General features: G+C 65.5%; 31 protein-coding genes and 1 tRNA gene. 15 read left to right on the top strand and 17 right to left on the bottom strand.

Translation table 11 applies throughout. The annotated features are described in order from the left end of the window. Positions 1-978 (bottom strand): AAA family ATPase, encoded by a 978-nt coding sequence (locus tag J0X27_RS16235; RefSeq protein ID WP_207270179.1) that lies wholly within the window; start codon positions 976-978, stop codon positions 1-3. A 293-nt stretch (positions 979-1,271) separates the two neighbouring features. Between J0X27_RS16235 and J0X27_RS16230 the strand changes: the two genes are divergently transcribed. Together J0X27_RS16230 and J0X27_RS16225 are read left to right on the top strand one after the other, a co-directional pair. Continuing rightward, positions 1,272-1,499 (top strand): hypothetical protein, encoded by a 228-nt coding sequence (locus tag J0X27_RS16230; protein WP_207270178.1) that lies wholly within the window; start codon positions 1,272-1,274, stop codon positions 1,497-1,499. Between the two features lie 430 nt (positions 1,500-1,929). Beyond that, a complete protein-coding gene (locus tag J0X27_RS16225) occupies positions 1,930-2,790 on the top strand; it encodes an aldo/keto reductase (RefSeq protein ID WP_207270177.1) in 861 nt (286 codons plus the stop codon). An 18-nt stretch (positions 2,791-2,808) separates the two neighbouring features. Here J0X27_RS16225 and J0X27_RS16220 read toward each other — a convergent pair whose 3' ends face one another. Next, a complete protein-coding gene (locus J0X27_RS16220) occupies positions 2,809-4,095 on the bottom strand; it encodes a DUF2238 domain-containing protein (RefSeq protein WP_207270176.1) in 1,287 nt (428 codons plus the stop codon). Between the two features lie 92 nt (positions 4,096-4,187). Next, on the bottom strand, positions 4,188-4,355 hold the full coding sequence (locus J0X27_RS16215) for a hypothetical protein (protein ID WP_207270174.1): 168 nt from the start codon (positions 4,353-4,355) through the stop codon (positions 4,188-4,190). A 110-nt stretch (positions 4,356-4,465) separates the two neighbouring features. Here J0X27_RS16215 and J0X27_RS16210 point away from each other — a divergent pair, with 110 nt between their 5' ends. Next, a complete protein-coding gene (locus tag J0X27_RS16210) occupies positions 4,466-5,314 on the top strand; it encodes an alpha/beta fold hydrolase (protein ID WP_207270172.1) in 849 nt (282 codons plus the stop codon). A gap of 24 nt (positions 5,315-5,338) precedes the next feature. Here J0X27_RS16210 and J0X27_RS16205 read toward each other — a convergent pair whose 3' ends face one another. Beyond that, on the bottom strand, positions 5,339-5,692 hold the full coding sequence (locus J0X27_RS16205) for a hypothetical protein (protein WP_207270171.1): 354 nt from the start codon (positions 5,690-5,692) through the stop codon (positions 5,339-5,341). Between the two features lie 241 nt (positions 5,693-5,933). Here J0X27_RS16205 and J0X27_RS16200 point away from each other — a divergent pair, with 241 nt between their 5' ends. Continuing rightward, a complete protein-coding gene (locus J0X27_RS16200) occupies positions 5,934-6,668 on the top strand; it encodes an MBL fold metallo-hydrolase (protein WP_207270170.1) in 735 nt (244 codons plus the stop codon). Between the two features lie 90 nt (positions 6,669-6,758). Here the strand turns inward: J0X27_RS16200 and J0X27_RS16195 are convergent, their stop codons facing one another. Further along, the gene (locus J0X27_RS16195) at positions 6,759-8,555 is read right to left on the bottom strand and encodes an L-aspartate oxidase (protein WP_207270169.1); all 1,797 of its coding nucleotides are present in this window, start codon (positions 8,553-8,555) and stop codon (positions 6,759-6,761) included. A gap of 341 nt (positions 8,556-8,896) precedes the next feature. Next, positions 8,897-8,968, bottom strand: a tRNA-His gene (locus tag J0X27_RS16190). Between the two features lie 179 nt (positions 8,969-9,147). Here J0X27_RS16190 and J0X27_RS16185 point away from each other — a divergent pair. After that, positions 9,148-9,603, top strand: coding sequence for a DUF5814 domain-containing protein (locus J0X27_RS16185; protein ID WP_207270168.1), 456 nt, complete (start codon positions 9,148-9,150; stop codon positions 9,601-9,603). 149 nt (positions 9,604-9,752) lie between these two features. Beyond that, on the top strand, positions 9,753-9,962 hold the full coding sequence (locus J0X27_RS16180; protein WP_207270167.1) for a hypothetical protein: 210 nt from the start codon (positions 9,753-9,755) through the stop codon (positions 9,960-9,962). Between the two features lie 62 nt (positions 9,963-10,024). Here the strand turns inward: J0X27_RS16180 and J0X27_RS16175 are convergent, their stop codons facing one another. Then, positions 10,025-10,438 carry a DUF8146 domain-containing protein gene (locus J0X27_RS16175; protein ID WP_207270166.1) on the bottom strand — a complete coding sequence of 138 codons (414 nt, stop codon included), beginning with the start codon at positions 10,436-10,438 and terminating at the stop codon, positions 10,025-10,027. A gap of 48 nt (positions 10,439-10,486) precedes the next feature. Here J0X27_RS16175 and J0X27_RS18245 point away from each other — a divergent pair, with 48 nt between their 5' ends. Next, positions 10,487-10,873 (top strand): alpha/beta hydrolase, encoded by a 387-nt coding sequence (locus J0X27_RS18245; protein ID WP_207272112.1) that lies wholly within the window; start codon positions 10,487-10,489, stop codon positions 10,871-10,873. Positions 10,874-10,967: 94 nt separating this feature from the next. Here the strand turns inward: J0X27_RS18245 and J0X27_RS16165 are convergent, their stop codons facing one another. From J0X27_RS16165 to J0X27_RS16155, 3 genes are all read right to left on the bottom strand, one after another. Then, positions 10,968-11,612: an RPA family protein gene (locus J0X27_RS16165; RefSeq protein ID WP_207270164.1), complete on the bottom strand. Its 645-nt coding sequence runs from the start codon at positions 11,610-11,612 to the stop codon at positions 10,968-10,970. Position 11,613: 1 nt separating this feature from the next. After that, entirely contained in the window at positions 11,614-12,543 is a 930-nt protein-coding gene (locus tag J0X27_RS16160) for a replication factor A (RefSeq protein ID WP_097379669.1), read from the bottom strand. A 171-nt stretch (positions 12,544-12,714) separates the two neighbouring features. Continuing rightward, entirely contained in the window at positions 12,715-13,605 is an 891-nt protein-coding gene (locus J0X27_RS16155; protein ID WP_207272101.1) for a dihydrodipicolinate synthase family protein, read from the bottom strand. A gap of 87 nt (positions 13,606-13,692) precedes the next feature. Between J0X27_RS16155 and J0X27_RS16150 the strand changes: the two genes are divergently transcribed. Both J0X27_RS16150 and J0X27_RS16145 read left to right on the top strand, forming a co-directional pair. Beyond that, positions 13,693-14,004 carry a DUF7091 family protein gene (locus J0X27_RS16150; protein WP_097379671.1) on the top strand — a complete coding sequence of 104 codons (312 nt, stop codon included), beginning with the start codon at positions 13,693-13,695 and terminating at the stop codon, positions 14,002-14,004. A gap of 1 nt (position 14,005) precedes the next feature. Beyond that, on the top strand, positions 14,006-15,034 hold the full coding sequence (locus J0X27_RS16145) for a mannose-1-phosphate guanylyltransferase (RefSeq protein ID WP_207270162.1): 1,029 nt from the start codon (positions 14,006-14,008) through the stop codon (positions 15,032-15,034). A gap of 14 nt (positions 15,035-15,048) precedes the next feature. Here J0X27_RS16145 and J0X27_RS16140 read toward each other — a convergent pair whose 3' ends face one another. Genes J0X27_RS16140 through J0X27_RS16125 form a run of 4 tightly spaced genes read right to left on the bottom strand, consistent with a single transcriptional unit; the run spans position 15,049 to position 17,991 of the window. Further along, positions 15,049-15,252 carry a CbaC protein gene (locus tag J0X27_RS16140; protein ID WP_207270161.1) on the bottom strand — a complete coding sequence of 68 codons (204 nt, stop codon included), beginning with the start codon at positions 15,250-15,252 and terminating at the stop codon, positions 15,049-15,051. Continuing rightward, positions 15,253-16,986: a b(o/a)3-type cytochrome-c oxidase subunit 1 gene (locus J0X27_RS16135; protein ID WP_207270160.1), complete on the bottom strand. Its 1,734-nt coding sequence runs from the start codon at positions 16,984-16,986 to the stop codon at positions 15,253-15,255. After that, a complete protein-coding gene (locus J0X27_RS16130; RefSeq protein WP_207270159.1) occupies positions 16,979-17,791 on the bottom strand; it encodes a cupredoxin domain-containing protein in 813 nt (270 codons plus the stop codon). The genes J0X27_RS16135 and J0X27_RS16130 overlap by 8 nt, the downstream gene beginning before the upstream one ends. Then, the gene (locus J0X27_RS16125; protein ID WP_207270158.1) at positions 17,788-17,991 is read right to left on the bottom strand and encodes a hypothetical protein; all 204 of its coding nucleotides are present in this window, start codon (positions 17,989-17,991) and stop codon (positions 17,788-17,790) included. The genes J0X27_RS16130 and J0X27_RS16125 overlap by 4 nt, the downstream gene beginning before the upstream one ends. A 100-nt stretch (positions 17,992-18,091) precedes the next feature. Here J0X27_RS16125 and J0X27_RS16120 point away from each other — a divergent pair, with 100 nt between their 5' ends. Genes J0X27_RS16120 through J0X27_RS16110 form a run of 3 tightly spaced genes read left to right on the top strand, consistent with a single transcriptional unit; the run spans position 18,092 to position 21,632 of the window. Next, the gene (locus tag J0X27_RS16120) at positions 18,092-18,304 is read left to right on the top strand and encodes a DUF8131 family protein (RefSeq protein WP_207270156.1); all 213 of its coding nucleotides are present in this window, start codon (positions 18,092-18,094) and stop codon (positions 18,302-18,304) included. 17 nt (positions 18,305-18,321) lie between these two features. Further along, positions 18,322-19,164 (top strand): sulfite exporter TauE/SafE family protein, encoded by an 843-nt coding sequence (locus J0X27_RS16115; RefSeq protein WP_207270155.1) that lies wholly within the window; start codon positions 18,322-18,324, stop codon positions 19,162-19,164. A 2-nt stretch (positions 19,165-19,166) separates the two neighbouring features. Further along, positions 19,167-21,632 carry a heavy metal translocating P-type ATPase gene (locus J0X27_RS16110; protein ID WP_207270154.1) on the top strand — a complete coding sequence of 822 codons (2,466 nt, stop codon included), beginning with the start codon at positions 19,167-19,169 and terminating at the stop codon, positions 21,630-21,632. 91 nt (positions 21,633-21,723) lie between these two features. Here J0X27_RS16110 and J0X27_RS16105 read toward each other — a convergent pair whose 3' ends face one another. After that, positions 21,724-21,960 carry a CDGSH iron-sulfur domain-containing protein gene (locus J0X27_RS16105; protein ID WP_207270153.1) on the bottom strand — a complete coding sequence of 79 codons (237 nt, stop codon included), beginning with the start codon at positions 21,958-21,960 and terminating at the stop codon, positions 21,724-21,726. Between the two features lie 157 nt (positions 21,961-22,117). Between J0X27_RS16105 and J0X27_RS16100 the strand changes: the two genes are divergently transcribed. Then, positions 22,118-22,411, top strand: a complete 294-nt coding sequence (locus J0X27_RS16100) for a DUF7521 family protein (RefSeq protein ID WP_207270152.1) — start codon at positions 22,118-22,120, stop codon at positions 22,409-22,411. 326 nt (positions 22,412-22,737) lie between these two features. Continuing rightward, a complete protein-coding gene (locus tag J0X27_RS16095) occupies positions 22,738-23,931 on the top strand; it encodes an NAD(P)/FAD-dependent oxidoreductase (protein ID WP_207270151.1) in 1,194 nt (397 codons plus the stop codon). On the opposite strand, the gene J0X27_RS16090 is transcribed toward J0X27_RS16095, so the two are convergent. Both J0X27_RS16090 and J0X27_RS16085 read right to left on the bottom strand, forming a co-directional pair. After that, positions 23,932-24,417 (bottom strand): Hsp20/alpha crystallin family protein, encoded by a 486-nt coding sequence (locus J0X27_RS16090; protein WP_207270150.1) that lies wholly within the window; start codon positions 24,415-24,417, stop codon positions 23,932-23,934. A 206-nt stretch (positions 24,418-24,623) separates the two neighbouring features. Next, positions 24,624-24,782, bottom strand: a complete 159-nt coding sequence (locus J0X27_RS16085; protein ID WP_207270149.1) for a DUF7559 family protein — start codon at positions 24,780-24,782, stop codon at positions 24,624-24,626. 194 nt (positions 24,783-24,976) lie between these two features. Between J0X27_RS16085 and J0X27_RS16080 the strand changes: the two genes are divergently transcribed. Beyond that, a complete protein-coding gene (locus J0X27_RS16080; RefSeq protein WP_207270148.1) occupies positions 24,977-26,704 on the top strand; it encodes a radical SAM protein in 1,728 nt (575 codons plus the stop codon). Positions 26,705-26,727: the final 23 nt, after the last annotated feature.

Here is a 26,727-nt window from a genome sequence, read left to right as displayed (position 1 = left end):
CTACGTCCCGTTCCCACTCCGTTCGATTCCGTCGACCGTCGGAACGGGTTCGGATCCGAGGACGTCGTCGACGACGGTGCGGCCGTCGATGCCATTGATGCGCGCGTCGGCGGTAAGCACGAGTCGGTGGGCCAATACCGGATGGGCGACTCCCTTGACGTCGTCCGGTGTGACGAAACCCCGACCCTGCATGACGGCGCGTGCACGACACGCTTCGAGCAGTTGCTGTGTCCCGCGGGGTGAGACGCCGACGTCGACACGGCGGTCCTCCCGAGTCGCGCGTGCCAGTCGACCGATGTAATCGAGGGTGTCGGCGTCGACCCGTACCGTCTCGGGCACGCGCTGCAGTTCTCGTACCTGTGTGCCGGACAGGACGGGTTCGACGTCGGGGCTCCGGGTTTCCCGGTCGAGACGCCGTCGCAAAATGTCGATTTCGCCCTCGTGATCGGGGTATCCCAGTTGCGCTTTCACGGTGAAGCGATCGATCTGTGCCTCGGGGAGCGGGAAGACGCCCTCGCTCTCGATGGGGTTTTGGGTCGCGATGACCACGAACGGATCCGGGAGCGGCCGCGTTTCACCCTGGGTCGTCACCTGCCGCTCGGCCATGGCCTCGAGGAGTGCAGCCTGCGTCTTGGCCGGTGCTCGATTGATCTCGTCGCCCAGAACGACGTTCGCGAAGACCGGGCCCTCGCTGAACTCGAACGTGCCGTCGCGTTCGTCGTAGAGTTGGCTCCCGGTCACGTCCGTCGGCAGCAGATCGGGCGTAAACTGGATACGGGAAAAGGAGAGCCCCAACGCCGTCGCGAAGCACCGCGCCGTAAGCGTCTTGCCGGTACCCGGGACTTCCTCGAGAAGAACGTGACCGCGCGAAAGTACCCCGATGAAGACGGTCTCGAAAAACGACCGGTCTGCGACCACCGCGGTCGCTACTTCGTCGAGGACGTCACTGCAAATCGCACTCGCTTCCGCGATGTCCATGACAATTCACAGCACGCCACTGAGTTAGGTATTCCGCTCGAACGGGTGGCCAGAACCGAACGAGAGCCCAGGGCAGGTTACCGGCACCGACTCGCGGGCTGAATCGGCCGACCGGATGCCCTGCCAGGAGCGGACTCCGCCGGGACTCGTCCCGACGGATCGCAATCGACGACCGGCTCGCGTTCGGCCGTCGTCCCGTTCGTCGGAACGGACGACCTCGCCAATCGGATCGGAGTCAGATCGACCGGATTCATGAAAGGAATTAAGACTGGTTAGAAGCAAAGTAAATGCAGATGTCAAACGTATCCGAATCCGCGGCGTCGGAATCGACAGCAACCAAATCGAGACAGGTAGCTCGCGTCCTGAACCTGTCTATTCTCTTCGTCGGTATCGGGCTGTACGCGGCGATCGGGTTCGCGATGCATTACGTAGCCTTGTTTTCGGAATACCAGACGACGTACTTCGTCGTCGGGACTGCTATCGGAGTCATCGGGCTCCTCCTCTGGATCGTCACCAGATAAGGTGTCGTGAAACCGACAGTCCGAACCCAACGGCGGAATCACAACCGCGTGGTTCGGCAGCGAGGGGCCGCGATACGACGGGATAGCCCGCTGATCGGATCCCACTTGAGACGGACACGGGAACGGCTGCGGACCGAGATACTGCCGTCGAGGCCGACTCGACGATCGATCTCGCGGCCGTCATCGAGAGTCCCTCTAACGACACCCGTGCAGACGGCGACGAGGAGTGTTTCGGCACGGCTATCGAGAACGCCAGCTATCTCGTCCAGCTTCGGTATCGGACATCGTTCAATATCACCTGATAAACACGATGCTGTGTGAAATCGGTATCAGGTAGCGTCGGCGACCTCCGGGTCCCGGTGACGCTTCGGTTCCGGCAAGCACCTCGCAACCGCCAACGATTATCCGCCCTCGGATCGCTACTGCAAGCGTGAGCAACAGTTCGATCACAAACGAGAGTGGGACGTTCGAGATCGGCGAGACGACGGTCCATCGGCTGGGGTTCGGCTCGATGCGGCTCTGTGGGGACGATATCATCGGCTCGCCCGAGGACGAGGAAACCGCACGCGAGGTCGTCCAGCGCGCCGTCGACTGTGGTATCGACCTCATCGACACGGCCGACTCCTACGGCCCGGCCGTGAGCGAGCGACTCATCGGCGAGGCGATCGGCGACCCCGACGACGTCCTGGTCGCGACCAAGGCCGGCCTGTTGCGCAACCGGGAGGGCGAGTGGATCGCCCACGGCGATCCCGACTACATCCGCAATCAGGTGCTTACCTCGCTCGACCGGCTTCGAACGGACACCATCGACCTCTACCAGTTCCACCGGCCCGACGGCGATACCGACTTCGAGGACTCCGTGGCTGCGTTCGCCGAACTCAAAGACGAGGGACTCGTCCGCGAAGTCGGCCTCAGTAACGTCTCCCCCGAACTCATCGATCAGGCTCGCGAACAGGTCGACGTCGCGACCGTCCAGAACCGGTACAACCTGAACGACCGCGGGGCCGCCGATTCCCTCGAGGTCTGTGCCGAGAACGATATCGGCTTCATCCCGTGGGCTCCGATCAACGGCGACGATCTGGCCGCACACGGCGACCTCCTCGACGACATCGCCGAGGCACACGATGCGACGCGACGACAGGTCGCGCTGGCGTGGCTCCTCGAGCGTGCAGACGTCATGTTGCCCATTCCGGGGACATCCGACCCCGCTCACCTCGAGTCGAACGTCGCCGCCACACAGCTCTCGCTGTCCGACGACGAGGTGCAGCGACTGACCGACGCGGCCGAATAGGGCACCTGACCCGAGCGGTTACGACGCCGCGAGCCGACCGGCGATTCGCTGGGAGAGTTCGGTGAGGTAGAACGACCCCCAGATCGCGGCCACGACGGCCCCGACGGCGTCGTAGACGAGGTCGACGATCGTATCGTTGAGCCCGTGCTGGGCGAGGACCGCCTCGAGGCCGAACCGTCGTGCGCTCCAGTCGATGACGAACTCCATGAGTTCCCAGACGACGCCGAATGCCAGGACGAACACGAGGATGAACGCGAACAGCATCGCCGGAGGGACGTAAATCTCGTCCGTGTGGAGGTCGATCGCCCGGACGACCGCGTAGCCCCCCGCGGCGACGATCGACGCCGAAACCGTATGCGTCAGGCTGTCCCACGGCCCGATCAGCGCGTACAGCCCGGCCGAGCCGAGGACGTGCAGGAAGACGGCCGCCGTGAGCCAGAAGACGAGTCCCGGCTCGAGCGGTAGTTTGGCGTCCCGCTCGAGGAGGGCGGGGAGGAAGGTGATTGCGAGCGCGATGGCGGCGTTCGAGACCGTCGTCAGGTCGCGGCTGACGATCCCGTACAGCAGGAGGATGGCGAGAGCCGCTTGCATGACTCGAGAGAGTCGCCGAACGATCCCGTCGGGGACGTCTAGCTGATCGCGGATCAGCGTCGGGACGGGGTCCGATTCCTCGTCGGGCGAGGATTCCCGTGACGTGGGGGTTCGCTGGGTCTCGGCCTCGTCGACACCGTACGACCCGAAGTAGCGACCGAAGACGACGCCAGCGAACAGCCCGGCGACCGCTGCGTACGCGAAGTCGATCATCAGCGCGCGGTTGGCCGCGTCCTGCGAGCGGCCGTCCAGTATGTAGTCCGTCCCGAACGTCACGTCGGCGACCCACTGGGCGACGTTCCACGCGCCGGCGACGGCGAGCGTCGTCAGCACGACGAGCGCGACCGCGAACGCGTGGTTCATCCGAACCGCCGTGAACCGGTCAATCTCGACGGAGACCACGAGCGCGACTGCGGCGACGGCGACGTAGACGGCGATCGACGTCAGGAACGACGCACCGAGTACCGTCGCGTCGACGACGGGCAGGGAGACGAGGCCCAACAGCTCCCAGGGTGGCATCACCAGCGGATCTCGAAACGCGACGGCCGGAAGCACCACGATCACGGTCGCGAACCCGGTGAACGCGAACCATCGGTAGGAGTCGGCGAGGCCGTGAGTGATCGCGAGCGCGACGAGCACGATCGTGATCGCCCAGGCGAGCGCCGCGTTTCGCTGCGTTTCGTCGAACGGGCCGCCGAATCGAGCGTCCGCCATGCGTCCCCTACGGGACGACGCTCCTAAACGCGAGAGCATGCGAGAGCCATCGAGCGGGCAGTGACACGTCCGAGCGGAGGCTCACAGTCGACTCACTCGCCGACGAAGACCGTCTCGAGTCGTGATCCACAGGACGGACAGCAAAGCGTCTGCCACGTCGTCGGGTCGAGTCCGCCCATCGTTTTCGTCCGGCGGGCGTCGTCGAACGGGACGGTCTCTCCACAGGAACCACACTCGAGGCTGTCGTCTGTCTCGCTCATCGATCGATGGGACGGTCCGTACGCGCTTTGGTTTGTGCGTCGATCACGACGGCTCACGTCCGCGCCGTTTCCGACGGAAGACTGATAGTTCGTCCTCGGAACATTGTCGTATGGTCGAACACGACGACTTCGAGCACGGACAGGCCCGCGTCAACGGCGTCAAACTGCACTACGTCACCGCCGGCGAGGGGCCCCCGCTCGTGTTGCTCCACGGCTGGCCACAGACCTGGTACGAATGGCGGGACGTGATTCCGGAGCTCGCGGCGGACTACACCGTCATCGCACCCGATCTCCGGGGGCTGGGCGACTCAGAGGCACCCGTCTCGGGGTACGACAAGGATACCGTCGCGACCGACGTCCGCGAACTCGTTTCCCACCTCGGGTTCGACGACGAACCGATCGCGCTCGTCGGCCACGACTGGGGAATGCCGACCGCCTACGCCTACGCCGCCCAGTACCGCGAGGACGTCCGCGCGCTCTGCGTCCTCGAGGCCGGACTGCCGGGCATCAACGAGGACGATAAAATCAAGCTCTGGCACACCCGCTTTCACAGCGTTCGAGACCTCCCCGAACGGCTGGTCGCCGGTCGCGAACGGCTCTATCTCGACTGGTTCTACGGGGAGGGGGCCTACGATCCCACGGCGATCGACGGCGACGCCCGCGAGGAGTACGTCCGCTGTTATGCACAGGCCGGCGGACTGCGGGGCGGCTTCGAGTACTACCGGGCCTACGACGCCGACGCCGAGCACAATCAGGCCCACGCCGAGGATCCCCTCGAGATGCCCGTCCTCGCCCTCGGCGGTGCGGCGTCTTTCCGCGACCTCCCGATCAGGGACATGGAGGCGGTCGCAACCGACGTCGAGAGCGAGGTCGTCGAGCGCGCCGGCCACTGGATTCCCGAGGAACGGCCGGAGTACTTCGTCGAGCGTCTGACCGAGTTCCTCGAGGAGGCGGCGTAGGCGGTAGGGGACGGCAGCTCGTGGTCAGTACTCCTCTTTGACCGCGTCGATCTGGCACTGAATACAGTGATCGTCGGCGAAACAGGCGACGTTGTCGTACGGGCAGTCGTACGCCTCGACGTCGACGGACAGGCGACGTTTGGCGTGCTCCCATTCCGTCTCCCAGTCGTCGATACTCATCTCGGCGGAGGTGAAGACGACGGCCCCGTCCCGGTCGACGATCTTCGCGACCGTGACCGAGCGGTGGTTCTCCTTGACGACGGCGATGGCTTCCTCGTACGACGTACAACGGATTTGCTCTCTCCCCGCCGTGTCGTCCAGGAGGCGAACGACGATGGAGCCGTCGTACTCCTCGGTCGGCTCCAGCCCATGGCTCATGCCATCTACTGTCGGAACGACGCGACAAAAAGTTGCGCTTCAGGGAGGCGAGGGAAGGGGAGCTCGAGAACGCGAGTCCGAACGGCCGCAGTCGCTCGAGAGAGCCGGATGACCGTCCGGGTTCGAGAATCGAACGGGGTCCTACTCGCTTCGGCCGCGACGACCTCGAGTGCAGACAGCACGTCCATCCCGGTCGACTCACCGCAACCCACAACCCGACGCTCGCCGAAGGGGCTGTCGTATGTCACCGACTCTCGATACCAGCGTCTCTCTCGTCCGCAACGCGACGCTCCTCGTGACCATCGGAGAGACGACGCTTCTCGTCGATCCGCTGTTTGCGTCTCCCGGAGAGAACCCGTCGATACGGGATACGCCGAACGACCGCAGGAATCCCCTCGTACCGATGCCCGATATCGATCTGTCGTACGACGCCGTGATCGTCACCCACCGTCATCCCGACCACTTCGACGACGCGGCGAAAGCGGAACTCGACGCGGACGTTCCACTGTTCTGTCAGCCCGTCGAGGCGGATGCGTTCGTCGACGAGGGCTTCACCGACGTACGGCCCGTCGACGATTCGGTATCCTTCGGCGGCGTCACCATCTCCCGGACGCCCGCTCGCCACGGGCACGGCGAGTTAGCCGAGGAGATGGGGCCCGTCTCGGGGTTCGTTCTCGAAGCCGACGAGACGCTGTACCTTGCCGGCGACACGGTCTGGTACGAGCAAGTCGAACGGACGCTCGAGCGGTTCGAACCCGACATGGTCGTTCTCAACGGCGGTGAAGCACAGTTCGATCACGGCGAGCCGATCACGATGGGCGTCGCGGACGTCTCCGCCGTCCGTGAGGCCACCGATGCGACGGTCGTCGTCGTTCACATGGAGGCGATCAACCACTGTTTGCTCACACGCGAGCAAGTGCGCTCGGAGACTGAAAACGTCCACGTCCCCGACGATGGAGAAGAGATCACGCTGTAGCGCCAACGACATCGTGCGACGGCGGTCAGAATCGGCCGATCGCGGGGACGCGTTCTCCTCGAGCGAGCGACCGCTCCGCAGAGACCCCGCTCATTCGAGCTGGTGGTAATCGAGTTCGTACCCCCTATCGAGGGCCGCCTGTACCGCATCGCTCGGCGTACCGACGGGGCTAGTCGAGAGGTCCATCGTACCGACGCTGTCCGAGCGAACCACCACGTTGCGTCGCCATTCGGGTGTCGCGTCCGGGAAATCGGTGCGGAAGTGTGCGCCGCGTGACTCCGTTCGCTCCCGCGCACTGCGGAGTACGGCGTCCGCGGTGAGCAGGGCGAACCCGAGGTCGAGCGCGAACTCGTAGGACGCGCTCGTCCTGTCCCCGACCGCGAGATCGGAAGCCCGCTCACGGAGTTCCTCGAGGCCGGCCACTCCGTTCTCGAGGCCGTCAGCATCGCGCAGGATGCCCGTGTGGTCCCAGAGCAACGACCGGAGGTCGTCGAACACCGCAGCCGGGTCGTACGTCCCGTCGCTGTTCGCGAGGTCGGCGAGGTCGTGGAGGTGGACCGCGGCGTGCTCGCCGAGTTCGTCGGCTCCGTGCACCTCGCGTTCGGCGAGCCGGTCGGCGACGGCTTCGCCAGTGACCGCGCCGTACGCGACCGTCTCTGCGAGCGAGTTTCCCCCGAGTCGGTTCGCACCGTGGACGCCCGCCATCGTCTCGCCGATGGCGTACAGCCCGTCGACATCGGTCTCGCCCTCGTCGTCGACACGAACCCCACCCATTCCGTAGTGGGCCGTCGGCGCGACCTCGACGGGCTCCTCGGCCATGTCGACGCCCAACTCGGCGAACCGCTCGTACATCCGCGGGAGCCTCGTTTCGATGAAGTCGCGACCCCGGTGGGAGATATCGAGATAGACGCCGCCGGAGTCCGTGCCGCGGCCGTCGGCGATCTCCTTCGCGATGGCGCGGGCGACGACGTCCCTGGCGTCGAGTTCCATCTGGTCCGGCGAGTACCGTTCCATGAACCGTTCCCCCTCGGCGTTGTACAGTCGACCGCCCTCCCCGCGAACGGCCTCGGTTACGAGCCGACCGTCCCACGACTCCCCGTAGCGCTTGCCGACCATGCCCGTGGGGTGAAACTGGACGAACTCCATGTCCATCAGCGTCGCACCCGCCTGATAGGCGAGTGCGGGCCCGTCGGCGGTGTTCTCGTCGTCGCGCGAGGAGTGGCGGCGGTAGAGCCCGGTGTACCCGCCCGCGGCCAGAACCACCACCTCGGCGTCGAAGACGACGAACTCCCCAGTGTCGAGATCCGTCCCGACTGCCCCGAGCACGCGGCCGTCGTCGGCGAGTATCCGGGAGACGAAGACGTTCTCGCGGTAGGGGATCGAGAGCGCCTGTGCACGGTCGACCAGCGCGTCGAGGAGCGCCTCTCCGGTGTAGTCGCCGGCGAACGCCGTCCGGCGGAACGACTGTGCGCCGAAGTAGCGCTGGTCGATGTCGCCGCTTTCGGTGCGGCTGAACTCCATGCCCCAGTCCTCGAGTTCGCGGAGGATGCCCGGCATCCGGCGGGTGACCGTCTCGACCTTCCCCGGGTCGTTGAGGGAGTGGCCCTCGGTCAGCGTGTCGGCGGCGTGGATCGTCCAGTCGTCCTCCGGGTCGAGGGTCCCGAGCGCCCCATTGATGCCCCCGCGGGCCCACGTCGTGTGGGCGTCGCCGTGGGCGCGCTTCCCGACGACGAGTACGTCCGCCGGGTCGACGCCGCGTTCGACCAGTTCGATCGCGGTCCGTGCTCCCGCGGCACCCGCGCCGATGACGAGCACGCGCCGGTCCACGGTCTCGTAATCGACCGTATCGGCCCGCGTACCTGCGTCTGTTGGGGGTGTTTCGTTCACGCTATCGCTAGGGACGCGACACTGTTAACTCTCTCGCCAAACCCGCGTTGTGAGCGTCGCTAAACTGTCTTCGCGGCTGTTTCGTTACCTGTGGAAGAACGTCCAGCACCGTTACCACCGTCGTCTTCGCTCGGACACTCCTCACTTTCCGGCGGTGTCAGCCTCGGTCCCTTCGAGCGCGGTTCACGAACAGTCCGAGTACGAGAATCGAACCCCGGTCGTTCGCTTCACTCCCTGGTTCGATCTCGCGTTCCGGCTTTTCAGCTCCTCCCGATGGTCACCGGAGCGGCAAAGCCGCTCCGAGCCGTCGCTCACTTCGTTCGCGACGACGCCGTGAAAAAGTCCGGGTGCGAGAATCGAACCCGCGTCTCAGCCTCCACAAGGCTGAAGGATAACCACTACCCCAACCCGGACACGCTTACACCTGAACCTACAGCCGGTTGGACTAAAATACGTTACGACTCTGCGACGCGGTGTGGGACACTGTCGCGTGGGATTTCGCCCGGCGTGAGCGATTCCTGGTAACTCGGCACACTCGAGCCCGCTCGCGACCGAGACGTTTTTCGGCCCACGCGAGGTACCATCGACAAGCGTGGCCATCACCGACAAGATCTACATCAAGAACCACCGTCAGCTCAGCTCCCAGCTCGAGACGAACATCCCCAAAGGAGCGTTCAAGGGTGCGACGCTGGACATGCTCTTCCAGGGCGACGGCCTCGAGAAACTCGACGACGCGACGCGCGATCGGGTGCTGGATTTCACGCAGGACTTCCTCGATTGTGGCTGTGACAACAACCCCTACTGTGGGTGCCCCGAGCGGAAGTTCGTCAAATATCTCCTCGAGTTGCGCGCCCAGGGTCTGGGACCGGACGCGATCGTCGACGTGATGACCGACGACTACATGGTGTATGCCTACTCCGGCGACGTCCTCTCCTTCCTCGACAACGGCGTTCGGACCCTCGAGGCCGCGGAAGGGCTCGCGCGGGTCGACGGGGCCGACGAGAAGTACGACGAAATTCGGCAAGCGAAACGGGAACTCGAGCGGTAGATCGCTCTCGAGGGGTTCAGACTGCCGGAGCGGACTCCGTGAAGACTTTTGAGTGGAGCCATCCTGAAGGGTCTAAGACGCCGCCCGTGGTTCCGACCGGATCGGAATCGTGACCGATTATATACGTCTCTGCCAGCTAGTCGGCAGTGATGCCCCAGACGGCTTTCGAGACCGTTGAAACGATGCTCACGAGCGTTCAATCGGAGGTCGACGATCCGGAACTCCGTTTCAAGCTCCGGACGTCCCGACAGCTGCTCCGCTTGCTGAAAGAACAAAAGGAGGCGGGGCGCGAGGCGTTGGCGGAGACGGATCTCGACGACTCGACGCGTGAAAACCTCGAGCAGTTGGGCTATCTCTAATAGGGTCGGTCGACTGTCCGCTCGATCCGGTGGCGGGAACCGCCTTCGACCGTCTCCGGTCGCTACCGCAGCTGATACGATTCCTCTTCGTCGTCTAACTCGTCGAGCAGCAGTACCTCGTCTTCCTCGTCCTCGAGTCGGTCCTGGAGATCGTTGACGTATCCCTTGTACTCCTCGAGTTGCTCCCGGAGGTGTTCGGCCTCGAGTTCGAGCCGTTCGTGTTCGCGAATGAACCGCTTTGGGACTTCGACGGTCGGCGGGAACGAGATGTCGTCGCCGCCTCCGTCGCCGCCGGTCCGGGCCTCGAGTTCGGTCTCGGGGACTACTTCGACCTGGCCGTCGTGTTCGACGAGTTGGTCGACGTAATCCCGAAAGACGGCGGACAGCGAGATGTCGCGCTCCTCGGCGATCGCCTGGAGCGCCTCGAAGGCGTCCTCGTTGACCCGAAACGAGATCGTCTTGTTCTTGTTCCCCATCGATACCCCTAGTCGTCGTTCACGGCACTTAACCATTTGTCAGACGGTGTGTACGACCGACGAACTGGCCGAGCCCGCTCGAGCGCTCGAACGGACGACGTGAACCAGTCGACCGGCAGCGACCCGGCAGGCTATCCGCTCGAGGCCCAATTCCGCGCCATGCTGACCGAGACGCCGGGGCACCACCACGTGACGGGGATCGTCGGGGACGCCCAGGCAGCGATCGACGGCTCGCTCGAAGGAACGCCGGTGCTCGTCGGTTACGGCGATGCCGATCCACACGTGGCGTCCGAACACGTCGCGGAGACGATCCGAGCGTTCGAGGAGAGCGATGCAGCGGTCGACGAACGCTGCTCTCCCGAGACGGGCCACGAGGCCACCGCCGACGAGTGCACGGCGATCGGAGCGATGCTCGAGCGCGTCCTGGAGGGGTGATGGCGTCGACAGTCACTGCTGGAATCGTCGTCGTCAGATCACGGTGGCCGCCGCTCTCGAGTCGGAGCAAAAAAGAACCGTTCGCGAGTCGCGTTCAGACTGTCGCTTCCGCGTCGTCGGTCTCCTCGATGGCCTCGAGGCTCTCGAGTGCCTGAATCACGTCGTTGCGGTAGTTGACGACCGGTGAGTCGTAGCGTTCGCGGGCCATCTCGGCGTACTCGTTCGTCGGTGCCGTCGAGGCGCTTTCGGGCGCTTCCTGTTCGGCCTCCCACTCCTCGAAGGACTCGATGCGATCGAGGGTGCGCTCGGCGGTTTCGACGACCCAGCGGTCGCGGGTGTCGTCGTCGACGACCGCGATGGATTCCGGTCGCAGGGAGACGTTGACGGTACCGTCGTCGGTCTCGTAGGTGCGCGGTTTGCCGACGATGGAGACGTATTCCGGCGGCTCCGTGTCCCGGAGCACCGAGGCGGCCTCGGGCTGGTACTGGCCGGCGTAGACGAAGAACGTCCCCGTGGGGTCGACGACCCGTCCGCGCCAGTACTCGCTTTCGTCGCCGACGTCTTCAGTTTCGGTGAGGGTCCCGACGACGAACACGCGGTTCGCGCGGTCGCCCGTCGGCAGGAGCGCGAAGTTCGGCGCTCGCTCGTCGTCGCTCTCTTTGAACGCGTACGTCGAATCGTTGAATTCGGAGGCGAAGACGCGGCGGGCGACTTCGCGCGTGAGTTCTGACTGGCTCATGTCACATCGACCTCGCTTTGATCAGCAGTTCCTCGGGATCGGCTGGCCCGTCCAGTTCCTCGACGTCGTCGGCCAGGACGTACCGGCCGAAGGTCGGCCCCTCGATGCGGTAGTAGGTCCCGACGATATCGTCCCGGATCTCGTCGGCGACGACGGTCGTATCGAGCGCGTCCATCGCCATGTCCTTTGCCTCCTCTAAGCTCAGCCCCGTCAGCTCCTCGGTGGCGTCCTTGTCGAAGATGACTTCGTGGGCGTCGATGCCGTCGTCGACGACGGCCTTGATGCGGAGGTCGAACTCCCCCTCGCCCTCGCCGTGTTCGTTACAGCGCCCGTTCTGGAGGACGCGGGTACAGCCCTCCTCCGGACAGCGCTTGATCAGCCCGCTGCCGCTTTGCATGTCGACCAGTGCGCCCTCGACCTCGCTGGTGTCGTTGCCGACCTCGAGGTCCTCCTCGAGCTCTTCGATCACCGTCGTCGAGTTGAGTTTGACCGAGTACCGGCCCTGGTACTCGTCGGTGACGACGTTGCGAAGTTCGTAGACGCCCCCTTCCTCGAGCGCGGGGAGGTCGGATTTGGCCCACTTGGTGAACTTGATCGTCCCGGTCGGGTCGCCCAGCAGGCCGACCTGCGCGACGGAGTCGCTGCGGGGATCCCAGAGTTCGATGACCTTCGCGGTGAGGTCGATCCACTCCTCGGGCTCGTCGACGTCCTCGACGTTGGCTTTCTCGCTGTCGCCACTCGAGATGTCCTCGCGGTCGAGGCCGGCCTCCTCGAGGTAGTGGTTCGTGACGCTCCGGCGTGCCTCGTCGATCGGTACTTTGTATTCGTCGACGAGCGTAGTCAGGCGCTCCTCGACGTCCTCGACGCTTACGTCGAGGTGGTCCGAAAACTGCTCGTGTATGTCGTCGGCGTGTTGGCGTACGTCGCTCATGGTTTCTCGCCTCCTCTTTGGTTTCACTGGGAGGCATACGTCCGTTCGCTCCCGATAGTATTTAAAGTACCGCCACCGGAGCGAAAGTGAACGCCGGCGAAAGAAACCACCAGACGGCGTCGAGTGGGCGTGTTCGGTACGGGGATCGAGACCGGCGCGGTCGGTTCCCCGTTACCGCTCGTCGACCGCGAGTGCGGTCTCGAGAGCGTCGCCGATCGTTTCGGTGCCCGGGTCGTCGACGGGAACGAGTGGCGACCGAACCTCGTCGGATGGGATAACGCCGCGTTCGGTGAGCGCGGTCTTCGTCGCCGGGGCGAAGCCGTGTGTCGTGCAGGCCTCGAACAGCGGCGAGATGGCATCACGCTGGAGCACTCGCCCGCGTTCGTCGTCGGCCCGCTCGAAGGCCGCTCGCAGAACGTCGGGAACGACGTTCGACAGCGCGTTGATCCCGCCGTCGGCACCCATCCTGAGTGCGGGGACCAGCAAGGCGTCGTACCCCTGCAGGCACAGGAACTCCGCGGGCGTCTTCTCGAGCACCGAGAGGAAGTACTCGAGGTCGCCACTCGAGTCCTTGATCCCGACGACTCGGTCGTGCTCGGCGACGGCGGCCACCGTTTCGGGCTCGATACGCTGGCCCGTACATTGGGGGATGTTGTACAACAAGATCGGGAGTGACGCGTCCTGCAGGACCGTCTCGAAGAACTGGTGGTTGCCAGCGGGGGCGTTCGCCGTGGTAAAGTAGGGTGCGACGATCGCGGCGGCGTCGGCACCCGCATCGCCAGCCCGGTCGATAGCCGCGATCGTGTCCTCGACGCTCGTCGCCGCGGCCCCCGCGACGACCGGGACTTCGGCGTGTTCGACGGTCGTCTCGATAACGTGGCGTTGCTCGGCGGCCGTCAGGGCCGGGAACTCGCCGGTCGTCCCGCAGGGGAAGACCGCATCGATGCCGCCCGCCTGGAGGTGCTCGAGTAGTTCGGTGAGCGCTGCGTCGTCGATCGATCCGTCGTCGAAGGGAGTCACCATCGGGCAGGTGATTCCCCGGAGCGAATCGGTGATGGCCATGTTTTTGACTTGGGCCATTCGATCAAAGTCGTTGGCATCGCAGTGGCGTCCGACAGTATATGTGCCCGGGGGCCAAACGGTGAGCCAATGGCGGATCGGCGTCGACTCGAGCGGTTCCTCCGCTCGACGCTGCAGGAGGCGGGCGAGCAGTTCGAGGAGCTCCGCAGGTCGACCGACGAGCAACTCGAGGAGGCACGGGATTCCTACGCGGTCGCGAAGAACGCCCGCGGATTGCCGGCCGACGATGCGGGGCGGGCGAAGATCGTCTGCCGGCGCTACGCCGAACAACGGGCGGCGAAGCTCGACGAGGAGTACCGGCCGGCCTGCTACGAGGAGGGCCACCCCGACTGCGAAGGCTGTGCCGAGGACGTCCGTAACGGACGGATCGAGACCTGGTAGTATGGATCGGCCAGTCATCGCCTGCGTCCTCGCCGGCGGCACGGGGAGTCGGCTCTATCCCGCGAGCCGGAGCGATCGGCCGAAACAGTTCCACTCCTTTGGCGGCGAACGCTCCTTGCTCTCGCAGACGATGGATCGAACGGCCTTCGCCGACGAACGAGTCGTCCTGACTCGCGAATCCTTCGCCGACGAGATCCACGACCACGCGCCCGAGGCGGGCGTGCTGATCGAACCGGACGGGAAAGACACCGGCCCTGCCTTGGTCTACGCCGCGTGGCGGCTGCGCGATCGGTTCGATCGGGAGCCGGTCCTGATCTGTCTCCCCAGCGACCACCACGTCACCGACGAGGCGGCGTTCGCCGCCGTCCTCGAGCGCGCCGCCGAGATCGCCGTCGAAACGGACGGCCTCGTCACGCTGGGCGTCGAGCCGACCCGGCCGGCGACGGGCTACGGCTACATCGTCCCGACGCGGAGCGACATCGACGAGGACGGCCACGCTGCGGTCGAACGATTCACGGAAAAACCCGACCGCGAGGAGGCGACGCGCCTCGTCGACGCCGGTGCATACTGGAACGCCGGAATTTTCGCCTGGACGCCGAGCGCACTCCTGCGGGACGCGCGTGAGTCTCCGCTCGCACCGCTGGTCGACGCGCTCGAGGACGGCGATCCCGACGGTGGGTTCGACGCGGTCGACGCCATCAGCATCGATTACGCGATCATGGAGCGTGCGACCGACGTCTCCGTGACGCCGCTGTCGGTCGGCTGGGACGATCTCGGGACGTGGGACGCCGTCGGACGGGTACTCGAGACCACGCGCGACGACACGGCGAACGACCTCGTCGCGGGAGACGTCCTCTCGATCGACGCCGCGAACAACGTCGTCGCCGCACCCGACTCGCACGTGTCCGTACTCGAGGTCGACGACCTGATCGTCGCCGCGTTCGACGACCGGATCCTCGTCGCCCCGCGGGACGCCTCACAGCGAGTTCGCGACGTGGTGACTCGACTCCGCGAACGTGACGCCTTTTGAAAAACGGTCCGGAGTTAGCTCGAGCCTGAGGGCCCGGCGCTTCCGTTGGGCGGCCACACCGCCCAGAGTACGATCGCGAGGACGGCTGCGCCACCGAGGACGAGCGACTCGAGGACCGAGAGCTCGATCCCGAACCACGAGAGCGCCGTCCGGAACTCGACTACGAACGGGATGAGGACGGCGATGACGACCAGCAGCGCCCCCTTCGAGATGCGCATCTACGGCAGCACCTCACTGACGGACTCGAGCACGAGCGCGGGATCGGTGCCGATGGTGAGCTGGAAGCCGTCGATGCCGGGACCGAACAGCCCGCCGGTGTCGACGATGCTCGCTAGCGGGAGGGTGTAGCCGATGATCACGAGGACGACGGCGATCGCCGTCCAGAGCTTGAGGTTGTCGAGGATGGCCGGCGAATCCTCGGGACCCGAGAGCGTGCCAGCGTAGGTGTTCGCGGGAATCGAACCGTTGCTGTCGTTGAACGAGGTCATGACCATGTTCAGGAGGAACAGGGCCAGCGACACGGTCAACAGGACTGCACCGAGGGCGACCTGAGCGTTGATCTCGCCCATGCTGCCGGCTGCGGGCTCGAACGAGAAGTTCTGGTACTGGGGTTCCGCGGTCCGACGGGGCACGCCGAACAGCCCGGAGCGGTGCATCGCGTTGGACATGAACGTCATGCCGATGAACCAGAGCAGGACCTGTCCCAGCGCGACCGAGCGGTTCCACAGCTCCTTGCCGGTGACCTGTGGGATGAACCAGTAGGCCGCTGCCATGAAGGTCAGCGCGACGGCGGTACCGACGGTGAGGTGGAAGTGACCGACGACCCACCACGTGTTGTGGACGAGGTAGTTGATGTTCATTCCGGCGTTGATCATCCCGGAGAAGCCGGCTGCGGCGAACATCAGGCCCGCAAGTGCCATCCCAGTGAACACCGGGTCACGCCACGGCAGGGCCTTCAACCAGCCGAGGTAGCCCTCGCCGCCACGCTGGCGTGCGCCGTGTTCCATGCTGGCGACGACGGTAAAGGCGGTGAGCAGGCTGGGCAACAGCAGGAACATCGTGTTCGTCATCGCGATGAACTTGTACCCTTCCGCGATGCCGGGGTCCAAGTACTGGTGGTGGATGCCCACCGGCGTCGACAGCAACAGGAAGAGGACGAAGACGACCCGTGCGAGCGGATCGCTGAACAGTTTCCCGCCGGAGAGCTTCGGCAGCATGATGTACCACATCATGTACGCCGGCATCAGCCAGAAGTAGACGACGGCGTGACCGAAGTACCAGAACAGCGTTCTGGTCAACAGCGGGTTGACGGAGTCGACGATCCCCAGCGACCACGGCAGCAGGAAGACGAGGATCGAGACCGCCACGCCGAGCGTCGAGAGATACCAGAACAGCGTCGTCGTCAGCGCCATGAACGTCGGCAGTGGGATCCGCTCGCTGGAGTTTTCCTTCCGCCAGGCCCACCACGTCCGGAACCAGTCCACCCCGGCGAGCCACGAGCCGACGACGAACAGCACCAGACCGATATAAAAGGCTGGATGGGCCTGTAGCGGCGAGTAGAACGTAAAGAGCACGTCGGCGTTCATCGGGATCGCGTCGACGACCCCGCCGAGGATCGAGAGCCCGACCAACACCGTCCCGACGACCATCATCGCGTACCAACTCCAGGTGAATCGGATGTCGACGACACCCCGATCGAGGCTGGAGGTCACCGCCCAGGTGAAGATCCCCACGAGGAAGAAGATCGTGAAGGTGATCGCCAGCAACACGCCGTGGGCGGTGAGGACCGTGTAGTAGTCGGCCGAGTCCATAATGCGGAGGAAGTCGGTCCGGTGTAGCGCCTGCAGGAGACCGAGCGAACCCCCGATCGCGAGCGCGAGGAAGGAACTCCAGAAGGCCGCCTTGATCACTCTCGCTTCGGACGGGAACTGGTCGACGTAGGCGTTACGCATCGCCCTCACCCCCGTCGGAGCCGCCGTCACTGTCGTCCGTCGGCTCGACGACCGAGAGGGAGCCGCTGTCCTCGTAGCCGTCGGCGGTCACGGTCCAGTCGTGGTCTCCCGTCCCGAGTTCCGTCGTATCGACGGGGAATTCGACGGTCTCGCTCCCGTCGCCGGTAACCGTGACGTCTTCCTCGTACTGCTGGCCGCCGATGTCGAGGGCGACGGTCGTCTCGAGGTCTTCCTGCATGCCGTTGCTCACGGTCGCATTGATCGTCGTCTCGTTGCCTGCCTCGACCTCACGCGGAGCATCGACCGACAGCTCGGTCAGGTCGAACTCTTCTTCGGGAACGACGGTGAGTAATCCTTCCATGGTGTGGTGACCTTCGCCACAGTATTCGTTACAGAGGATGCCGTACTCGCCCGGTTCGTCGAACTGGACGGTCATCTCCGAGACCTGACCAGGGATGACCATCGTGTTGACGTTCGTTCCGACCACGGAGAAACTGTGTGTCACGTCCCGACTCGTGACGTAAAACGTCACTTCGCTGTTTTCCGGAACCTCGATTTGATCGGGCGTGTACAGCCACGCCTGGGCGACGACGTTGACTTCGTATTCGTTGCCGCCGACGTGTTCGACGCCGGGGTCGCCGAATCGCTCGTGGTCGTTGATATTGTCGGGGTCGATCGACCCTGCCTCGTCGTCGATCATCGCGATCCCGGGACCGACCGCACCGTACGTGATCGTCGCGATGAACCCGACGATCAATACCATGGCTGCGGCCAGCCAGGCCTTTTCGTAGGTGTGTATGTTCATGCCAGTCCCACCACCGTCAGAAGCGTCCCGACGACGGTCGGACCGTTGCCGAGGAACTCGACGAAGTACATGAACACCCAGAGCAGTACCAGTATCAGAAAGTAGATCGTGATCAGGATCGCTGTCCCGACCGGATCGTACTCGTCGTGACCGATCTCACGAACCTGATCGGTCTCGTTTTTTTCCGTTGCCGAAGCCATATCGGGTGATAGGGGAGGGCCCTCACTTATTCTCGACCGTCCTTCCCGGTTCTTGGGAACACCGAAACGGTTTAAGCAGTCTACGCCCCCACTCGTCGATATGACTCTCGAGAACGTCACGCCGCGACACGCCGCGGCCGCCGGATTGCTCGCGTTCGTTCCGGTACTCGTCTACGGGATCACCCACTCGCCACTCGCCGGCATCGTCAGTGGGGTCAATCTCCTCATCATCTTTGGTTCGCTGTACATCGCGACGACGCCGGTCGATGGCGGGCACGGACACGGCCATCCCGGTGACGGCACCGCGAGCTGAGCGTTCTTTTCGCCCAGATGATTCCAGTACCACTCACAGTGGCTCCGAAGTCACCGTCGTTCGCACTCGAGGCCGCTTCGGGGTCCGGCGTAGCCCTCGAGAACGCGGATCTGCTCGTCCTCGTCGTCGTGGGACTGTTCGCCGGCGCACACTGTCTGGGGATGTGTGGCCCGCTGGTAACGACGTACGCCGATCGGATCGGAGCCGCGAGCGAGAAGCGCCGCGAGGACACGCTCTCCGGCTACGAGGTCCGCCAGCACGCACTGTTCAACCTCGGACGGACGGCAAGCTACGCCGCGATCGGCGGCCTGTTCGGCCTCCTGGGCGCGGTCACGGTCGCCTCGACCGAAGCTGTCGCCGCAGTCGGCGACAGCGTCAGGGGCGCAACGGGGATTCTCGTCGGGATCGCGATCATCGTCAGCGGCCTCTACTACCTGCGGGGCCAAACGGCCGTTCCCGGCCACGGACTCCCCGTCGTCGGCTCGCTGTTCGCCCGGCTTTCGGGGCTGCTCTCGAGCCGGATCGATCGGCTCGCGACCTCGCCGGGGATCGTCGCGCTCGGCGCGGTCCACGGGTTCATGCCGTGTCCGATCATCTACCCCGCCTACCTCTACGCGTTCGCATTGGGATCGCCGACTCGCGGGGCGCTCTCGCTGGCCGCGCTCGGAGTCGGGACGATCCCGACGCTGTTCGTCTACGGGACCGCCCTGACGTCGATCGAGACGGAGACGCGACTGCGCCTCCATCGTGGACTCGGCGCAGCGTTCCTCCTCCTTGGCTACATTCCCCTCTCGCACGGACTGATGCTGTATGGAATCCACCTGCCACACCTGCCGCTGCCGTTCGCCCAACCGTTTTAACGATGAGCCAGGATCCACGGACCACGAACGCCTCCGTTCCGTCTCCGGAACGGGCGGCTACAAGCCAGGATCCCGCACACGGCGGGAGCGCCGCCGATACCGAGACGTGCGACCTCTGTGAGCTTCCCACCCCCGCCGAGCCGATCACCGACGCCGACGTGGACGGCTCGTTCTGTTGTCGGGGCTGTCTCGAGGTCTCGCGTACGCTCGAGCGAACCGACGACGCGCCCGAGGAGTCGGCGCTGCGGTCGCGTCTGGAGGGGGGAGACGACGGGACCGGGCAACCCCTCGACGAACTCGAGGGCGAAGACGCCTATCTCGCGGTCGACGGCATGCACTGTTCGACCTGCGAGGCGTTCCTCGAGACGACCGCCGAACGCGAGGACGGCGTGGTCGGGGCGACCGCCAGCTACGCGACGGACACGATCCGGCTCGTCTACGATCCCGACCGACTCGCGGCCGATGAGCTTCCGGACGTCGTCTCCGGCTACGGCTACACCGCAGCCCAGCGATCGGCCGACGGCGACGACGCCGGCTCGGCCGACGATTCCATCGGCCTCCTGCTGGGTGTGTTCTTCGGGATGATGGTCATGGTGTGGTACGTCCTGTTTCTCTATCCGACCTACTTCGGCTTCGAGCCGGTCGCCGACTTCGGCGGCTACGACGGCACCTTCCTCGCGGCCAACATCTGGCTGCTGACCTCGATCGTCCTGTTTTATACCGGCAACTCGATCCTCCGTGGGGCGTACGTGAGCCTCCGCGCGGGACAACCGAACATGGACCTGCTCGTCGCGATCGCCGCGTTGGGATCGTACTCCTTCAGCGTCGTCGCGACGCTGCTTGGAAACATGCATCTCTACTTCGACGTGACCGTCGCGATCGTTCTCGTGGTCACCGCGGGCGGCTACTACGAACGCGCCGTCAAGCGCCGCGCGACCGGGTTGCTCTCGGAGTTGACCGAACGACAGGTCGACGAGGCCCGCCTCGAGAACGGCGAGACCGTCCCCCTCGAGACGGTCGACGCCGGCGACCGGCTCCTGGTGCGGCCCGGCGAACGGGTCCCCCTCGACGGCGAGATCGTCGAGGGGACTGCCGCGATCGACGAGTCGCTCGTGACCGGCGAATCCCTGCCAGTCGGGAAGGAGCCCGGCGATTTCGTCCGCGGCGGCACCGTCGTGACCGACGCCCCGATCGTCCTGGAAGTCGGCGAGGGGGCCGAGAGTACGCTCGACCGGCTCGTTTCCGTCCTCTGGTCGATCCAGAGCGCCCGGCCCGGCGTCCAGCGGCTCGCCGACAAGCTCGCGACGGTGTTCGTCCCGCTGGTCGTCGCTCTCGCTGTCGGGACGGCTGCCGTGTTGTTCGCGACCGGCTCGAGCGTCTCGAGGGCGGTGCTCGTCGGGCTGACGGTCGTGATCGTCTCCTGTCCCTGCGCGCTCGGGCTCGCGACGCCGCTTGCGATCGCCGCGGGCATTCAGGCTGCCGCCGAGCGGGGAATCGTCGTCGCCGCGGAGACGATTTTCGAGGACGCGCCGGCGATCGAGACCGTGGTTCTCGACAAGACGGGGACGCTCACGACCGGGCGAATGGCGGTCGAAGCCGTCCACGCTGCCGACGGGGACGTCGACGAACTGCTCCGACGCGCTGGTGCGGTCGAAGCCCTCTCCGAGCATCCGGTCGCGGACGCCGTGGCCGACGCCGCATCCGACGCCGAAACCGAGGACGGCCCTCCCATCGACGCGGGCGCAGTCGACGGGTTCGAGCGAGCGGCCCGCGGCGTCAGCGGGCTCGTCGACGGGCAGCGCGTCACCGTCGGCCACCCCGACTTCCTCCGCGAGCAGGGTCTCACCGTTCCCGAGTCCCTCGAGCCCCGGATCGACGAGGCCCGCGACGCCGGCCACGTCCCGGTCGTCGCCGGCTGGGACGGCCGAGCCCGCGGCGTCATCGTCGTCGGCGATTCCCCACGCGAGGAACTCGAGGATGCACTCGAGACGCTCTCTGCGGGCCGTGAGGTCGTCGTCCTCACCGGGGACGAGGGGGCGGCTGCCGATTCGTTCCGCGAACTGGCCGGCGTCGACGAGGTCTTCGCCGGCGTCCCACCGGAAGCGAAAGCCGAGACCGTCGACCGGCTGCGTGTCCGCGGACCCGTCGCGATGGTCGGGGACGGGAGCAACGACGCGCCCGCACTGGCCGCTGCCGACGTCGGCATCGCGATGGGGAGCGGGACGAAGCTCGCGACCGATGCGGCCGACGCGGTGATCGTCGGCGACGACCTCGAGGCGGTCGCCGAGACGTTCGACATCGCGACGGCCACCCACCGGCGAATTCGCCAGAACCTCGGCTGGGCGTTTACGTACAACGCGGTCGCGATCCCTCTCGCGATCGCGGGCCTGCTGAACCCGCTGTTCGCCGCCGTCGCGATGGCGACGAGCAGCGCGCTCGTCGTCGTGAACTCGGCGCGATCGATCTGACGGACGGACGAATAGTCGCGTCTCCGAGTCCGTCCGTGCAGTCGGCAGTGGGGACGCGCAGTCGTCGACTCGTGATCGGACCGCGAACTGTCTACGCGGCGTCGCCCTCGGCCGTCACGATCCGCTCGACGACCCGACGGTCGCCGTCCTCGTAGATGTAGGTCGTCCCGTCGTCCTCGTCGCGCGTCTGCCGGTGGCTCCCATCGCAGAACGGAAACGACTCCGAGAGCCCGCACTGACAGACCGCGATGTCGCCGTTCTCGTCGTCGAGGTCCGATGGATCGAGTTTGCGTGGTCCCGTCTCCTCGAGTTCGACCAGTCGAGTCATCGTAATCGGCTCCGTGCCCCGACTCCTAAACGGTTCGCTCGAGGGACGGGTCGATTCCGAACCGGCGGCGAATGACGTGGCTAGCTGACATTCACCATAGCGTTCGGCAACGGCAAGGTTCTTGGTACCGCTATTGAATATCGAATCACGAACAACCATGTCGCTTGACGCCGCGGGACTGCCGATCGCGATCGCGCTTACGGTCGTCAAGACGCTTGTTCTCATCGTCGGCGGCGTCATCACGTTCTTCGCGTACAAAGCCTACCGGCGAACCCAGCAGCCGGCGCTTGGCTATCTCGCCCTTGGGTTCGGTCTGGTTACGTTGGGACTGGTACTGGCTGGCATGCTGTACGAACTGTTCTCCATGCCGCTGGCGACGGGTATTCTCCTCGAGAGTCTGCTGGTGCTCGCGGGCTTTCTCGTGATCGCGCGTTCGCTGTACATCACCTGATCGACGGTCCCGTCGCTTCCGGCGTTTTGCGCTCCGATTCCCCGTCTCGGTCGAGAGATCCCGGGAACACCAAATCGTTTTGGGGACAGTTGTATGAGGGATGTCGCCGTCTTCGTACGTACGGCAGGGCGAAGCGACACTGAACCATGGAGCTTACCCCTGCCGTCGTACCCCCCTTCCTCTCGTCCCCCCAGTCGTCTTTCCTCGGGACCACCCAGACGTAAGTAGACCGCACCACGAGTGTCGTCCATGCAACTCGACGCCACGGAACCCAACGGTCGCGTCTCGAGTCGATTTCACCGATCGATGGCCACGGGTGATCGGCCATGAGCGGACCCGACGAGCCGGAGTCGGCCGTCGGTGCGGACGCGTTCACTCGAGCGGGAGCCGGCCTCGAGGTGGCGGTCGTCGGTGCGGGTGCCATCGGCGCGACCGCAGCCTACGACCTCTCGCGCGGGGGTGCGGACGTAACTCTGTACGATCGTGACGACGTCGCGAGCGATGCGAGCGGGCGGGCGGCCGGCATCTGCTACGACGCCTTCGCGGACGGGCTCGACGCCGAGATCGCCAGCGACGCGATCGAGCGATTCCGCGCGCTCTCCGGGGACGACACGTTCCCCTTCGTCGAGTGTCCCTACGTCTGGCTCGCTCGTGACGGTGACGCCGACGGGGCCGACGCCATTCGCCAGCAGGTACGTCGCATGCAAGACCACGAGATCGTCGCCTTCGAAATGGACGGCGAGACGCTCGCGGACCGCTTTTCGTCCCTGCGAACGGACGACGTCGACGTCGCGGGGATCGCCGGCGCGGCGGGTTACACCGATCCGGCTCAGTACACGGCCTGTCTCGCGGCCGCGGCCACCGGTGCCGGCGCGACACTCGAGACCGACACGCCGGTCGAGGTACGGACGGACCCCGCGCGGGTGATCCATCCGGATGGGACGACACGGGAGGTCGATGCAGTGCTGGTGGCTGCCGGCGCTCGAACCGGGGACCTGCTCGACGATGCGGGTATCCCCCTCGCCGTGAAACCCTACCGGGTGCAGGCGCTCGTCGCTGCCGGCGATCTCGCGGAACCGATGTGTTACGACGCGACCGGCGACTTCTACCTGCGGCCCCACGCCGGCGGGATTCTCGCCGGCGACGGCGTCGAACACCGCGAGGCCGATCCCGATACCTACGACCGGGCGGCGGATCCGACCTTCGCCGACGATCTCCTCGAACGGGTCACACACCGAGTGCCGGCGCTCGAGCGGACGGACGACGATGGCCTCGAGCGGGCGTGGGCCGGCCTCTGTACGGCGACGCCGGACCGCGATCCGCTGGTCGGACGGGTCGCCGATGGGCTGTACGTCGCGACCGGGTTCCAGGGGCACGGCTTCATGCGTGCGCCGGCGATCGGCGAGCGGATCGCGGAAGAAATACTCGGTGGGTCGGGGATCGACGCCTTCGATCCGTTGCGGTTCGACGGCGACGAGGCCTTCGAGATCGTCGAGGGGATGGCCCTCGACCGGGAGTGATCAGTCGTCGATCGCGACCGGTTCCGTATCCGTGTCGGGTTTCGGTTCGGCGTCGGATTCGTCGGCCTCCTCGAGCCCGTCCGCCGTGTCGGCTCCGCCGTCGTCGATCGACGAGCCTTTCGGAATTTCGACGCTCAGCGTGCCGGTTTCGCTGAGCCGCGCCGTTCCGGCGTTCGGGTCGACGACCGCATCGGCCGGTAGCTCGGCTTCGCCGGACAGTCCCATCCCGCGACCGGGGAAGCGCATCTCGTATCCCTCGTGGAACTGTCGGAACCGGTCGATTCGAACCTTGACGTTGCCCTCAAGGTACCGGACCTGAACGTCGTCCGGCTCGGCACCGGGTGCGTCGAAGACGACGTGATACGAGGTCTCGTCCTCGAGAACGTCGACTGGGAGTGATCTGTGGTTCTGGAGGCGACTGTTCGTGCGGCCGATCTGTCGATAGAGTGCGTTCCCGACCGATCGACCGAACTTCTTGAGGCTCACGGGGGGTCACCCCAGGCGGTACGTGCGACGGTGGCGACGGTCGTGGGGACCGGGAGAAGGGCCTGGCAGTACATAGCAAACATGACCGTACTAACGGCTACGATAGTCCGCATTATATCCTTTTCTATGCTTTCAAAAGAAACGTCTGACGACGTCGTCCGTTTTCGGGTCGAACGCGCCGGTATCGTGGTTCGAGGCGACACCGATCAGAGTTCGACCCGCTCGAGACAGTCGGTCCCTCCACAGACCGGACACGACAGCTCCGAGATGCCGAACTCGTCGGGAACGTCGTACGTGTAGTGGTTCTCGAAGATGTCGAGAAAGCAATCCTCGGCAGTACACACGATTTCCTCTGTCGGAGGCATATCGGCTCTTACGGAGCCGAACTAATCAACATTGGCTTCACCCACCACGACTGCAGGCATCGCTCCGAGGGTCACTCGAGCGAGCGCCCGTGATCGAGTACAACTGGGAGTTTGGGAACGGACGGCGGAGCCGGCGTCGACACGAGCGACGGCGTGTAGTCACCGTTTTATCGCTCGAGGCGCTACCGGGAGCCATGACTGACCCCGAGACGCTGTCGGTGACGATCGTCGACGGCTACGTCGACGAGCCCGCACACTTCGGGGTGCCGCCGTACATCTCGACGTATCCCCGGTACGCGGCGGGAGCGCTCGTCGACGCGGGTGTCCCGCACGAGCGGATCACCTACCACACGATCGATCGGCTTCGCGACGAACCCGACTACTGGCGCGACGTCGACGAGGCGGACCTCCTGATCTACCTCGGTGGGATGACCGTTCCCGGCAAGTACGTCGGCGGCACGCCGGCCGAACCAGACGAAGTCCGAAAGCTCGCCTGGACCGCGAACGGCACCAGCCTGATGGGCGGGCCCGTCAAGTTCGGCGTCGGCGACGAGAACGCCGGCGCGACCGAGACCGAACGCCAGGACCTGGACTTCGATTTCGTCGCCAAGGGTGACGTCGAGGCCGCCGTCTACGACCTCGTCGAGAGCGGGCTCGAAGGCTTCAACAACCGCATGCGCGACATCGACGAGGTGTCGCGGTGGGCCCGGGAGGGTGCGTTCATCGTCGACCAACACCCCAACCATCCCGAGTACCTCATCGCGGAACTCGAGACCTCGCGGGGCTGTGCGTATCGCTGTTCGTTCTGTACGGAACCGCTCTACGGCAACCCCTCCTTCCGGCCGCCGCCGACGGTCGTCGGCGAGGTCGACGCGCTATCGGACCACGGCGTCAAACACTTCCGGATCGGCCGTCAGGCGGACATCCTCGCCTACGGAGGGGACGGAGAAGCGCCCAACCCGGACGCCCTGCGCCAGCTCTACAGCGGGATCCGGGAGGTCGCGCCCGACCTCGAGACGCTCCACCTGGACAACATGAACCCCATCACGATCGTCGAGTGGCCCGAGCAGAGCCGCGAGGGGATCCGGATCATCGCCGAACACAACACGCCCGGCGACACGGCCGCCTTCGGCCTCGAGTCGGCCGACCCGGTCGTCCAGGAGGAGAACAACCTCAACGTCACCGCCGAGGAGTGTTTCGAAGCGGTTCGGATCGTCAACGAGGAGGCCGGCTGGCGGCCCGGTGAAGACCCCGAAGATGCCCCCACCTTCGGTGACGACGCGCCGCGACGGCTCCCGAAGCTCCTCCCCGGGATCAACCTCCTGCACGGCCTCAAGGGCGAACGAGAGGAGACCTACGAGCGCAATCGCGCGTTCCTCCAGCGCGTCTACGACGAGGGCTACATGCTCCGGCGGATCAACATCCGACAGGTGATGGCCTTCGACGGGACCGACATGAGCGACACGGGGGCCGAGATCGCGAACGAGCACAAACAGCTGTTCAAACGCTACAAGAAGCAAGTCCGCGAGGAAATCGACAACCCCATGCTCGAGCGCGTCGCCCCGCCGGGGACCGTCCTCCCGGACGTTCACCTCGAGTACCACCAGGACGGCAAGACCTTCGGTCGCCAACTGGGGACCTACCCGCTGCTGGTCGGGATTCCGGGCGAGCGCCGACTCGGGGAGACGGTCGACGTCGCCATCGTCGATCACGGCTACCGCTCGGTGACCGGCGTTCCCTACCCGCTCGATCTCAACGCGGCCTCGATGAACGAACTGACCGCGATCCCCGGTATCGGCGACAGCACCGCCGGCGACATCGTCGTCAACCGGCCCTACGAGTCGGTCACCGATGCCGACCTGGGGACGGAGTTCGACCTCTCTCGATTCGTGACGACGCGCCCGCTCGAGACCGCCGACTAACGGAGGGCCCTCTCGCTTCGGTC

Origin of the sequence: Natrinema longum, from assembly GCF_017352095.1 — an archaeon.
GTDB classification, from domain to species: Archaea; Halobacteriota; Halobacteria; order Halobacteriales; family Natrialbaceae; genus Natrinema; species Natrinema longum.
This window is presented reverse-complemented; position numbering and strand designations above follow the sequence as displayed.